Raw genomic sequence first — 13,636 nt, 5'->3', positions numbered from 1 at the left:
TTGAAGGGTGTAGGAGTGTAAGAGTTTTTACACCCCATCCTTCCCTATTTTGAAATAGCCGATTCTGTACTCAGCACTCACACTTCGACTGCGCTCAGTGTACAGCACTCAATACTCACACTTCGACTACGCTCAGTGTACACACTCAGCACTCATTACTCAGCACTCAGCACTCAGCACTCAGCACTCAAAATTAAGCGTACTTCTTAATTACTTGGGCAAAATCGGGTACAGCTTCTTCTATATATGGTTTTGCTGAACCTCTGAGTTTTTCATAAGTTCCTCGCACAATAGGCCGTGTTACCTTCTTCACCCTGGCATCAGTAACACTCAAGAGTGCATCTGCTGTGCGAGATTTATTACTAGTGAGATGCTTCACTGGATCACCATTTTGTAAGCCTTCATGCCACATTGGATCAAGTGCTGTAAAGCATTCTGGTAAAAGTTGCTCAACAGCATAGGGGATATATCCGGGCTTAACGCCTTTCAATACTCCATAGGCAGTTTTGAGTGCAATACCGCTAAGACCTGACTTAGAAGTGATTTGTGATTCTAAAAGTTGGCAACAGTCATCAACAACCATTGCTTTTTTGTCTGAGTTTAAAAGTTGGTCGCTCAGTCCCATTTCACTCCTCCATAATGTTAAGGCGATCGCTTTTCTCTATTTCCTCACTAAGTTAGGAAATTATCAAAAATGTTAACAGAGCTAGACAGTTTTCGTAGCCTTGCTGTTATAGGTTGACAGACTTTAGTGATTATGGCTCAAGATTTTTGTTTTAATCAGGGGTTTATGGGGTGAAGGGGCTTATGGGTGTGTGGGTTTAGATACTAAGTTGTTTTCAGAAATAGTATTCCTACTCCCCATTCCCTACTCCCTACTCCCACCCCAAATCACTACCTTGAACTCCAAGGTTTTATAAGTTAATTACGGATTTTTTGGGAATAAAACGAGGCTGATTCTGTTTGTGCGGCACAGTCTTGGGCAAACTGAATCAGATGATGTCCCACTAGTCCAACGTGAATTAAGGACTCTATATTCCCTGATTTGAGTGCTGGTTTAGCCATTTGCCAAAAAGTTTGGCGATAGTTACCAAATACACCCACACGCAACAAAATATTAGTTAAATAAGTTAACCCTTTGCGAATATTTGCCCAGGAAGTCCGCGCCGGACTATTGGGTACAGCGATGCGGTTGGGGTAAGTATGTTCCATGTTGTAGGCAAATCGCTGATATAAAAATTCTGGCTGATATGCTTCAGTGATACAACGTCGCCACATTTCCACAACTTGCTGATATGGCATCAAAAACTCGACATTTGATTCTCGGCTGTCATCAAATACGAGTCGCCCTTCGGCTTCTAATCTCCGCCATAAAGGAGTTCTGGGTAAAGCATGAAGTAAGTTAATTGTCAACATCGGAATTTGTGACAGCCGAATAAATTCGAGGATGCGGTCTGCGGTTTCTGGTGTATCTGTATCTAAGCCGATGATGATGCCTGAAACAACTTCCATACCATAGCTATTCAAAACCTGAATCGCTTCTAAAATTGGCATACTGAGATTCTGCACTTTAGAAATTGATTGCAGCGCCTCTGTGTCTGGAGTTTCGATACCGCAAAACACTGTACAAAAATAAGCTTCGCGCATCATCTCCAGGAGTTTTGGACTTTGCGCGAGGTTCAGGGTGGCTTCACAGGCAAATTGAATGGGATAGCCGTTGCGCTTTTGCCAGTCAATTAAGTGGGGTAATAGCTGCATTGTGGCGCGGCGATCGCCTACAAAGTTATCATCCACAAAATATACTGCACCGATATTGCCAGATTCCAGCATGGCATCTAGTTCTGCCAATACTTGCGCTGGGGTCTTCATCCGTGGGCTTCTACCGTAAAGTTCAGGAATATCACAAAACTCGCAACGATAAGGACAGCCGCTAGAAAACTGGACATTGGCTAAGAAATAATGATTCAGATTCACCAAATGATAAGCGGGGGTGGGAAACTCGCTCAGGGGTAAACGTTCCTTGGTTTCAAAGCGAATTTGTTGCGGCGGACGTTGGTGATATTGGTCGAGATACTCAATCATGCGATCGCTGGCATCGCCTAATTCACCCAAATGTAAAATATCAAAATCTGGATAATATTCTGGACAACCAGACACCGAAGGTCCGCCTAAAACAGTAATTTTGCCTTGCTGATGCGCCAGTTGGTTAATGTGATTAATCTGCGGTTTTTGGATGTGCATCCCACTGACAATCACCACATCCGCCCATTGATAATCAGATGTTTTGGCTGGGTGTAAATTCTCATCAATAAAGCGTACTTCCCATTCTTGTGGCAAATAAGCAGCCACAATCAAAATCCCTTGGGGTGGCATAAAAGCCCGGACATTTCCCATTAGTGGATAAGCATGATGAAACGTGCCGAAAGAGCGACTGTATTTGGGGAAGATACAAAGAATGCGTCGATGATGTAAAGGAACGTAGCGGGCTTTTTTCGGGTTAGAAGCAGATGCCAAATCAGTCGCTACAGGAGTTTGGTTCTGAAAAGACTTTAACTGCACAGTCATTGTTAATTTTTCACCAAAGAAAATAGCAGCTAATTTTGCAAATAAATTGTCAAATTAGCTGTAATTTCAAATAACTTACTGTGATATTTTAAAATTCTGTAACTGTCCAAATATACACATTTTTCTAAAATCACCACATGATTGGGCATGGACAAGACAGATTCTCATCCTGTTGTTTTTTAATGCAATCATATAAGGGTCTGTCATGAATTTGATTGATTTTCTTTGGTATCCTGCCGGGGGAGATGGTAGCGATCGCGCTCTATTGTCTTCAGCCGCGCCACTTCCAGACAAGAACGATTTTCCCAGCAGAATCTATTACCTACGTATTTACTACAAGGTAGAAAGTAATATTCTCTTCAATAATTACCCCAAGCAACTGGTATTAAAAACAGCAAATAATTATCAGTATGATGGCTGCCAATTACCAGTGAACAGCAATATTAAAGTCCAAAGCATTACAGTAGGCTAAACAAGTGGTAAGACAACAAAAGTCTAGAGAGGCAATTGTTGGACAACATTCCCTATCAGTTGGAATACTCGTGGATTTAGAGTGGGGATTGTATGCCGGCGGTCATGTGAAATGTTGGGAAAGATTTGCGGAAGCGGCAATTGATTTTCCCCAGATAGACTTAACAATTTATTACCTGGGAAATAAGCCCCAAGAAATAGCGATCGCGCCGAATGTACGTTACCGCATCTTGCCACCGATGTTGGGAACTAAGCATATACCATTTCTCCATGAACGTTCTCGCAATACCGACTTATCGCCCTACCATTTAGGTTTAGTTTGGCAACTGCGACAGCACGATGTTTTACACATTACCAGTGCCTTTAGTTTTGCACGCACAGCCCACTGGATAGCGCAACGGTACAAAGTTCCTTTGGTATGTTCCACTCACACAGATTTAGGCAGTTTTACACGGATTTACTCTCAAGAGATTATTCGCCGGATTTTGGTTTGGGAATGGTTAGTCAATTTGATATGGGAACGGTGGAAATTAGGTGAGCGCCTAGAACAACAAATGATGCGGCGCTGGCACAAGTTGATTAGCGATAGTGATTGGGTGTTGCTCTCCAAACCAGAAGATTTCCCGGTGATGCAAAAATTTGTCTCTCAGTCGCGCTTGTCTCGACTACGGCGAGGGATAGATCAGCAGCGATTTCACCCCCAACACCGCGATCGCGCTCTTTTACAAACCACCTTTGGTATCCCGCCAGAAGTCCCGGTACTGTTGTTTGTCGGACGGGTAGACGAGAGTAAACGCATCATGACCTTAGCTCAAGCTGCCTGTCAATTGCTAGACCAAGGATATGCTTTACACGTCTTGATTGTGGGTGAAGGCACTGCCAAAGCCAAGATACAGCAACTTTTAGCACCCCATATCACCCTAACCGGTGTGTTACCCCAAGAAAGCCTTGCTTGGATTTACGCCAGTGCAGATATGTTTGTCTTCCCCTCCGATAGTGAAATATCTCCGAACGTGGTGTTAGAAGCAAAATCATCAGGACTACCTGTATTTGTATCCGCCCATAGTGGCAGTGTGCAGTTTATCCAACAGCCTGATAGAGATGGCATTGTGATTAAAAATTCTAGTCCCCAAGCTTGGGCAGAGGCGCTGAAACCTTATCTCCAAGATTTGCAGATGCGCGATGGTGTGAGTCAAGCGGCTCGCCAATATATTGAACAGTGTCATCCTTCTTGGAGGGAAGTTTTTCAAGAGGATTTATTACCCATTTGGCAGAAAATGAAATTTCTCTCTCATAATAAGCTGGGTATAACTAGTACAGGTCGGCGAAAATAAACAGACCACACTTCGGCTACTTCGGCTGCGCTCAGTACAAGTACGCTCAGTGACCATAAGAAATTGCTAAAAGGCTTGTGGGATTAATATTCTTTCTTTTGACCCTCCGAATTTTAGATTTTGGATTTTGGATTTTGGATTTAATCTAAAATCGCAAATCTAAAATCCAAAATTGTTTGACTTTTGCCTTGTGAGTGGTGTTAAACTTTTTTCTTCATCTACGCCTGGGCTGATAATCTATACTGAATTCTGACTCCTGAATTCTGAATTCTGTGGGATCAACTACCAATAAAATTGGCTCACATTCCTGCTATGTATAGATTATGGCTGAATAAATAAAATAGATGTATTATGGGAAGTCCTTATGTAAAATTAGAAAGTTGCAAAAATTAAAAATTGCTAACACTTCTAGCTAACAATGCTAGAGTTTCAAAAATTCATCAAAAATTTTCAGCGAGTATCAATGCTGAAGCAACTTAAAAAAAACCAAGTTCCTATAATTATTGGCGCGGCAGTTTTCGCCTTTTCGGCTGGCGCAATGGTGTCAGCACCGGAGATTGGCAAAACAGTGGCTCAATGGCTGAAAATAAATCAAACTCAGTCAGACGAACTATCAGAAGCCAACAAAGTCAAATCGGCTGTGTTCCCATTGGTGGCACAATCACCAGTGGAAAGAGCCGCAAAATTAGAAGCGATCGCTAAAGGCTCGGCTTCAGCAGACCGAAATCGCGCCCGCTATCTGTTAGCCAGTGATTTACTTGAAACCAGAGATGCTCAAGCAGCCCTAGATTTATTGACAGGATTAGAAAAAGACTATCCTGTATTAGCGCCCTACATCTTGCTGAAACAAGCCCAAGCACAGGACTTGTTAGGTGAACAAGGCAAAGCTTCCGATTTGCGCCAAAAAGTCCTGAAAGCATATCCCAAAGAAGCGGCGGCGGCGAAAGCATTATATTTAATCGGTCAACCAGAATCTCAAGATCGGGCGATCGCCCAATTTCCTTCCCATCCCCTCACCTGGGAAATTATTCGCCAGCGATTGCAAAAAAATCCCAATCAGCCCCAGTTAAAATTAATTTTGGCGAAATATGCCTACAATCAGGCAGGAATCGTGGGCATCTTAGATCAATTGGTAAAACAGCCCAACCTCAAACCCGCCGATTGGGAGACTATTGGCACAGCTTATTGGGAAAATACCCAATTTCGGAAAGCTGCGATCGCTTATACAAAAGCACCCAAAACTGCCCAAACTCTCTACAGGATAGGGCGCGGCTTACAAATAGGTGGACAAAGCCAAGAAAGAGAAAAAGCGATCGCCACCTACAAGCAATTAGTCCAGCAATTCCCCAAAGCCGAAGAAACGGGAACCGCATTGTTACGTTTGGCAGATATGGCTAAAACTCGCCAAGATGCCATACCATACCTCAATCAAGTCATTGCCCAATTCCCCGAACAAGCCCCCACCGCCCTAGCCACCAAAGCCAAAATTCTCGCAGGGCTGAATGATCAAAAATCGGCACAACAAGCCTGGGATTTACTACTAGGCAAGTATGGTGACTCTGATGAAGCGGCAGAATATCGCTGGAAAATTGCCCTAGATAAAGCCAAAGCCAGAGATTACGTCACAGCTTGGGAATGGGCGCAACCAATTACCACCAATAACCCGAACAGCATTTTGGCTCCCAGAGCCGGGTTTTGGGTAGGAAAATGGGCGGTTAGACTCGGCAAACAACAAGAAGCCAAATCAGCCTTTGAGTATGTAGTCAGCCAGTTTCCTCAGTCTTATTATGCCTGGCGATCGGCTAATATTCTGGGGCTGAATGTCGGCAACTTTAACAATGTCCGCGACCTCAACCCGGAAGTTGTGCCGCGCCTGCGCCCAATTCCCACCGCCGGTTCTGAGACCTTTAAAGAATTATATTTATTAGCTCAAGACCGTGATGCTTGGTTGCAATGGGAAACAGAATTTCTGAATAAAAAACAGCCATCAGTTGCCGAACAATTTACTGAAGGTTTGATGCGTCTAGCTAGGGGCGAAAATCTTTCGGGAATAGATATTATTTCTAAGTTGGAAGATAGAGAAACAGCCGCAGAAAAAGAACAATATCAAGCCTTAAGTAAACAAATCACTTACTGGCAAGCCCGCTATCCATTTCCTTATCTCAAAGAAATTGAAAAATGGTCGGCCGAACGTAAACTAAATCCCTTACTAGTTACAGGATTAATTCGTCAAGAATCACGATTTGAGCCGGAAATTAAATCAGTGGCTGGTGCTGTTGGACTGATGCAAGTGTTACCCAGCACTGGTCAATGGATTGCTTCAAAAAATAATTTAGATGGGAAAAACTTTGATTTAACAGTTCCCAATGACAACATTAGTGTGGGTACATTGTATTTGGATTATACTCATCAAAAGTATGGGAATAATTCATTGCTGGCTATAGCGAGTTACAATGCTGGCCCTGGTAATGTTTCTAAATGGTTGCAAACTTTACCCAAAGAAGACCCTGATGAATTTGTCGAAGAAATTCCCTTTGATGAAACTAAAAATTACGTCCGTCAAGTTTTTGGTAATTATTGGAATTATCTGCGACTTTACAACCCAGAAATTTCGGGCTTAGTAGCAAAATACTCCAAGGAACATCCAAAATTACCAAATCAATGATTTTGGTTTACTGTTTCAAACACAAACTGCGATCGCTCTGACTAACTTTAGGATTTTTCTGCAAATAATCATGTAACAAATCGCAACCCCGTCTCAGCAAATTTTCGAGTTTAATATCTGCTAAAGTCCGAAAAACTACCATTCCTTTACCGCTACCTGCTGCCAGAGTTTTACCATCTGGGCTAAAATTCACACTCGTTAATTCTTCTTTATCACCTTTGAGTGCAATAAGTAATCTACCATCTCGGTTCCAGAGTTTGAGTTTATCTTCACTGGCTGCTACCAACATTTTGCCATCAGGACTAAAACTCACACTAATGAAGCTATCACCGTCTCCCGAAATATCATTGAGTAGTTTACCGTCTCGACTCCAAATTTTAACTGTGCTATCAATACTTGCGGAAGCTAAAGTTTGACCATCACTAGACCAAGCCACACCATTCACCGGACGATTATGACCTTTTAAAGTTTTTTGTGGTTTGCCGTCCCGACTCCAAATCATCACTGTTTTATCGTCGCTGGCGGAGGCTAACAATTGACCATCAGGGCTAAAATCTACCCAATTTACAGCGTCTTGATGTCCTGTTAAAGTGTGCAGCAGTTTGCCATCCCGATTCCACAGCTTGACGGTTTGATCTTTACTCGCTGAGGCGATAACTTGACCATCGGGCGACCAAGCTACCGCCAATACTGTATCTTGATGACCTGTTAAAGTATGCAGCAGTTTACCGTCCCGACTCCACAACTTGACGGTTTTATCTTTACTACTTGAGGCAATATTTTGACCATCCCTTGACCAAGCCACCCCCCAAACTTGACCTTTGTGACCTGAGAAGGTACGTAAAATTTGCCCTTGCCTATTTAAGATTTTGACTGTGGAATCTCGACTGGCGGCGGCGATATTGCGGCTATCAGGGCTAAAACTGATACTGGTAATCCAGTCAGCTTGGTCGCTGTTGGGGTTACGTAACAGCACATCATCCCAGCGCCAAAGTTTCACAGTTTTGTCCCGACTCGCGGAAATCACAGTCCGGCTGTCAGAACTAAAACTCACACTGTTTACCCAATTGTTATGACCCCGGAGAGTTCCCAACAGTAAACCTGTGGGACTCCACAATTTCACGGTTTGGTCGAGACTAGCTGAGGCAATTGTATGACCGTTGGGACTAAAACTGACGCTGGTGATTTCTGCTGTGTGACCAGAAAAAGTTCTGATGAGTTGACCTTGGAGATTCCAGAGTTTAATTGTTTGGTCTAAACTGCCAGAAACAAGGGTTTTACTGTCGGGCGACCAAGCTAGACTTTTGACAGCATCATTATGTGCTGGCCAAGTTTTGAGTAATTTACCTTCCCGGTTCCAAAGTTTGATAGTTTGATCAGCACTGGCTGAAGCGAGAATTTGATTATCTGGCGACCAAGCTACATCTAAAACAGAACTTTGATGTCCGCTTAAGGTGCGGAGTAATTTCCCGTCACGACTCCATAATTTTACGGTGTTGTCAGTGCTGGCTGAGGCGATAACTTGCCCATCGGGACTGAAACTCACGCTATTCACTACAGCCGTATGACTTTTGAGGGTGTGGAGTAATTTGCCTTCCCGACTCCATAATCTCACGGTCATGTCTTGACTACCAGAGGCGATAATTTGCCCATCGGGACTAAAACTAACACTGTTAACTATATCTTCATGTCCCAACAGAGTTTTGAGTAAAGTACCATCAGCCCGCCAGAGTTTAATTGTATTATCGGCGCTACCGGAGACAATTAAGAAGCGATCTCGGCTAAATACAGCACTATTCACCCCTCCGGTATGACTTTCTAACCTGTTAACCTCCCTGACACCTGATACTGCTTGGTATAACGCCGTTTGCACTTGCTGTTGTGTGGAGGGGTCTACCCAAATAGCCTGTTCTAATTTTCTCCCGGCTTTGATTCCTTCTTTTAACGCATCGATACCTTTTTGGGATGCAAATAAAGCTTCACTAGAAACACTCAGGGTTTTAATTTCGCTATCTAAAACGCTAATGATGGAAATTGACAAGCCAACAATTGCTAAAAATGCTACCGATAAAGCAACTTTCAAAGAACGGTTTAACCTGGCTTCGTTCAGCCTTTGTTTTTCTTGGGCGGCTGCGAGTTGCGCTGTGAGTTCCTTTTCTTTCAGCACCGACCTTAATTGTTCAATTTCTAACTGACTTAATTCTTCACGCTTGCGTAATTCTCGTAATTCTGTAACTAAATCAAACCCTTGCGGGGGCGGAGATTCTGGGAGTCTAGCTTGTTGCTTTTTTTGGCGCAATTCACTTTTGAGGCGTTCAATTTCAAATTCACTTTGATCCACTTTGCGGCGTAATTGATCAAGTTTGGCTTGTAAACTTGATTCTTGTTCTTGCAAGTACCGAATCAAATCTACTAAGTAATCATGAATTAGTTGATAGCGTTCCGGTACATCAGGAAATAACACAACCAAACCAGAACTAACTAAAATATTCAAGACTAATTCTAATTTACCCGCATCTTCTAATTCAGCAATTTCTGTAGTTAATTCGGCACGGGTTTTAAAAGGTCTTTGATTAGTTTCATCTGTGAGTAAATATAAAACTAATAACGCGGCGCGTTCATTTTCGGGGCCGCAATCTTTGATTAGTTCTTTAATATACCGCTCAATCAGTTTGTTGGGGCGATATGGTTGATATTGGGCTAATGTATTAATCCGTTCATCTTGGAGTTGTGCGCCCACAACTTGTAATTCTATTGGTCGGACTTCGCCCAAATCTGCGGATAAATCTTCGACCAAAGCCTCGATTAACGCAGGTTCTAAACTCATCTGCGATCGCTCGGTTAATTTTTGAATAATTACCTTGGCATATTCAGGAGAAAAATTATTTAATTGATACCGAATATTTTTATCAAGAATATTATAATCAATCGCTTCTAAGGCGGCGAGATTTTTAAATTCCAACAAGCGATATAAATAATCTTCCCGGATGGAAAAGATGATTTTCACAAAGGAAACATTTAAACAATCTCGCAAAAATCTATCAAATTTTTGCCTCTCTGCTAACTTACTACAAGTAAAGAAAAATTCTTCAAATTGGTCAAAAATTAAAACTGTAATTAAATGTTTATTGGCATTTTCAGTTAATTTGGTCAAAATATCAGCCGTGGTGATGGGGATATGGGTATCAGATGCGCTGACTTCTATGACTTCTTCTCGCTGAATGTGAGACATCGCCGCCGTTAAAGCTTTCCCAAATTCACGCACCCAATCTGTGTAAACTTGAATCACTACAGGCACGGCAATTTGGTCGCCGACGGTACGATTTTGTAAGGCTGGGACTAACCCGGCGCTAACGGTGGAACTTTTACCGACACCAGACTGACCGTGAATAATCATTAATTTTTGGTCAGCGCGGCTAATTTTGCCAATTAAGTTATTAATATCGCCCTCTCGCCCGGAAGCCGCAATTTCTAAAGCGACGCTGCTGGTTCCCGAAGGTGACATCAAGGCGGGGTTAGTGGCTTGTCGTTGGGGTTGTAAGCGTCCCGCACCAATAAAAGCCCTAAAACCATATTGTTGTTCAACAGAACGCCGTTTTTGTCTGATAGTATAAGCTTCTGAATATCGCCCAGCCGCAAAGTAAAGCGATCGCAGTGTGCGTAATAAGCGAATATAACGATGGGCGTTATATTGATGGGCGCTATTTTCCAAAGCATTCGGTAGGGCTTTTGCAGCTTTTTCTAAATATTCGTTCGCAATTTTATGGTCGCCTAAACTTTGTTGGGCTTCGGCTAAAATTAAATAATAAATTTGTGCCAGTAACGAAGGGAATAAATATTGATGGGAAGCACCTTGTCTTTGAGCTTCTCCTAATTTTAATAAAGACACATGGGCTAAAATACTCGCCTGCATCCAACGCGACTGTTGTAAAGCAACTTGAGCTAAAAAACCATAGTCACAAGCAAGTTGAATTTGACTACCATAAATTTGATGCAGTTCTAAAGATTTTTGCGCTACAGTCTGTAATTCTGACCACTCTTCTAAATGTTCTAAAACTTCTGCAAGTTGACTAATAAATTCGGCAACAATATCAAATCGCTGCGCCAACTCTAAAACATTACATGATTGTTGTAAATAAGCTTTCGATTCATCCCAACAACGACGATTTTCAATTTGATTTTGTTCGGCGAGGCGGATATAACACAAACCCAAATAATAAAGTAATACACCTTGACGGACTAAGGGTGAAGTATGATTACTAAGAATATCTAATTCCGTAGTCCAAGTATTGGGAATGGTGGAGAGAGAATTTTCAGTATGGTTTTCTAAGGCTAATTGTTGCCAAACTTTTAAACTTTGTTGAAAATGAGTTAAGGCTCGCTGAATGCGATCGCCAACATAATTATCCAAGCCAAACACAAATTCTAAACTGGCGTATAATTCTGGTTCTAAAGTAATTCCGCGATGACGTAATTCCTGAATGGCAAAATGCAGTTCATCGTTATGTTCCCAGATTTGCTCTAAGGTAGAATATTGCTCATTACCAGAATTATCTTGATGTTGTGTCGGTAAAACTGTTGCAAATAACGAGTCAGTTTCTTGGCGTAAAAAATCTTGCAGTTGTGTAGTCGTCATTTCAAAGCGAATTGGTGTCGCCGCCCAACTCGCAAAATCTGGTGCTAACCGCACGACTTTTTGCAATATTTCATCATTCACCCAAAAAATCATCGGGAATAGGTGACGTTTGGGAAATTCATCCCGAATTTGATTAATTGAACTGAGTAAATCATCAATATGTTCTACCGATTCTAAACCCAAAATATTCAATGCAGATGGTTGCGGTTCATCAGTCCGCAACTGGATATGAATTGTGCTGTAAAGACTTCTCGCATTTTGGGGAATCACGAGTTTGTGGACTGGACTTGATGCAGATGCTTCTATTTGTTGGAGGATTTGCGTTTGTAAAACCCGATAGTTACAACAAACCAACACTACAGAAAATTGTCCCCGCGATAGGGAAATTGCTCTGCTTAAACTGCGTAAAGCCCGCTTGTTAGCTGATTTTATATCTGCTTGTGAATCTTCAACCATGATTGAAATTTTTGTGTCTCAGCGATAACTGGGTTGACAGCAAACCAAGCACCTCGATGGTCACGATATTCAAAGACAAATAAACTGCGTAAAAGAGCGTGATAGGCGATGTCACCACCAACTCTTTGCTGTTCTACCACCTGAAAAATTAGTTCCCATTCATGGGGGTCAATGGCGTGGGCGCGGTAGTCTCGTTGACGTTGAATTACTAGTTCTACACAGTCACGCTCAAAAGGTGGATCTTGTTCTCTTAAGCAGTCAAACAGCAACCCCAGTAAATCCCGGACATGACCACCGCTAATTAAGCACAATCGATCCAAAGTTTCCAGGTTATCAAATATCTCTGTAACTAAGCTTAAGCGATCGCTCACTTCAATGTCAGGAAAAGCTCTGGCTAAGACCATTTGTCGCATCAGTGATAGCCCTTGGTTAAATATTTCCCCAGAACGCAAACGTACAGGGATCATCGGTAAAACCTTGGGCGCAACCCCACCACCTAAACGATGTTGCAGTTCGGCACTATCATTAGAAAAAATTAAAGATAAAGGGATAGTGTAAACTAAGTGACAAGCTAGTTTACGTAATTGTTCGCCACGTTCAATAAATAAGTATTCTGGCAGCGATCGCCCCGATGGTAAAGGCCGAATTGCGACCCTATCCAAGTTATCAACAATGACCACTAGACCTTTCTTACCTTGATTTTTTAGTTCGTTGTTGGCGCGTTCTAGGAGTTCTTTATTGATGGACTGCAAAATATTTTGGGTACGCGGTTCGAGATAATCTCTTAACCGTCGCCGCAGTTGGGGACTTTCTTTGGTTTTGGCGGTGATTTTCGCTATCCCCACAGATAATTCTGCTTCTACACCAAAGTCAATTGGTGTTTGTAAAAAATCGACAACTTCTGTAAATAATTTCGTGAAGTAACTCGGCTTGAGGCGGATTTTTTTCGCTTCCAGACTTTCGCTCACTTGTCCTGCGATCGCCAGTAAAATATCTGTTACATCCACATCCGCCATTTCTAAGACATGGGTAGACTCAAAATAAACTACATGAAATTTCTGCTCTTCTAACTCGGCTTTCAACCGCAATAATTCCGTCGATTTACCACAACCCAAATGTCCCGTAAACAATTGACAAGTGGGAGTATCAGGAGAAATTCGCGTAATTGTCCGCAGCAGAGCCTCAATAATTTTGCCGCCCCGCACCGCCGCAAAATCGATATAATAACGGCGATCGCTTGCATCTCCCATGACCAGAGGGCGACTAGGATTGCAAGCCTGATAAAATCTTTCTAAATCTAAAGGCATAATTAATTTTATTTACTCTGGGAACAATCAGGGAGAGTGCAACCTGCTCAATAAATATATTTATCTTGATTAATTTATGTCGTGTGCAACTTTCTCTTAAACCTAACCCCCAACCCCTTCCCTACGTTCGCGCAGCGTGTCGCAGACAGGGAAGGGGAGCAAGACTCAAAGCCTCTCTCCGCGTCGGGGAGAGGTTTGGAGA

Annotated in this window: 7 protein-coding genes; 3 read left to right on the top strand and 4 right to left on the bottom strand. The window is 42.4% G+C overall.

From position 1 onward, the window contains the following. Nucleotides 1-193: 193 nt before the first annotated feature. Nucleotides 194-625 (bottom strand): DUF6918 family protein, encoded by a 432-nt coding sequence (locus H6G28_RS25565; protein ID WP_190675234.1) that lies wholly within the window; start codon nucleotides 623-625, stop codon nucleotides 194-196. Nucleotides 626-921: 296 nt separating this feature from the next. Then, nucleotides 922-2,565 (bottom strand): B12-binding domain-containing radical SAM protein, encoded by a 1,644-nt coding sequence (locus tag H6G28_RS25560; RefSeq protein ID WP_190675232.1) that lies wholly within the window; start codon nucleotides 2,563-2,565, stop codon nucleotides 922-924. 205 nt (nucleotides 2,566-2,770) lie between these two features. Between H6G28_RS25560 and H6G28_RS25555 the strand changes: the two genes are divergently transcribed. The 3 genes from H6G28_RS25555 to H6G28_RS25545 all read left to right on the top strand — a co-directional run bounded on the left by H6G28_RS25555 (nucleotide 2,771) and on the right by H6G28_RS25545 (nucleotide 7,035). Beyond that, the gene (locus H6G28_RS25555; protein ID WP_190594226.1) at nucleotides 2,771-3,037 is read left to right on the top strand and encodes a hypothetical protein; all 267 of its coding nucleotides are present in this window, start codon (nucleotides 2,771-2,773) and stop codon (nucleotides 3,035-3,037) included. Nucleotides 3,038-3,041: 4 nt separating this feature from the next. Continuing rightward, entirely contained in the window at nucleotides 3,042-4,370 is a 1,329-nt protein-coding gene (locus H6G28_RS37680) for a glycosyltransferase (RefSeq protein WP_190675230.1), read from the top strand. Nucleotides 4,371-4,833: 463 nt separating this feature from the next. Further along, nucleotides 4,834-7,035, top strand: a complete 2,202-nt coding sequence (locus tag H6G28_RS25545; RefSeq protein WP_190675228.1) for a transglycosylase SLT domain-containing protein — start codon at nucleotides 4,834-4,836, stop codon at nucleotides 7,033-7,035. A gap of 7 nt (nucleotides 7,036-7,042) precedes the next feature. Here H6G28_RS25545 and H6G28_RS25540 read toward each other — a convergent pair whose 3' ends face one another. Together H6G28_RS25540 and H6G28_RS25535 are read right to left on the bottom strand one after the other, a co-directional pair. Beyond that, the gene (locus H6G28_RS25540; RefSeq protein WP_190675226.1) at nucleotides 7,043-12,127 is read right to left on the bottom strand and encodes a WD40 repeat domain-containing protein; all 5,085 of its coding nucleotides are present in this window, start codon (nucleotides 12,125-12,127) and stop codon (nucleotides 7,043-7,045) included. Continuing rightward, nucleotides 12,100-13,434 (bottom strand): P-loop NTPase fold protein, encoded by a 1,335-nt coding sequence (locus H6G28_RS25535; protein ID WP_190594222.1) that lies wholly within the window; start codon nucleotides 13,432-13,434, stop codon nucleotides 12,100-12,102. The genes H6G28_RS25540 and H6G28_RS25535 overlap by 28 nt, the downstream gene beginning before the upstream one ends. Between the last annotated feature and the right edge of the window lie 202 nt (nucleotides 13,435-13,636).

The sequence above is a fragment of the Nostoc sp. FACHB-190 genome, from assembly GCF_014696905.1.
Lineage (GTDB): Bacteria > Cyanobacteriota > Cyanobacteriia > Cyanobacteriales > Nostocaceae > Nostoc_B.
The sequence above is the reverse complement of the archived record's forward strand: the minus strand, read 5'-3'. Positions and strand labels throughout refer to the sequence as shown.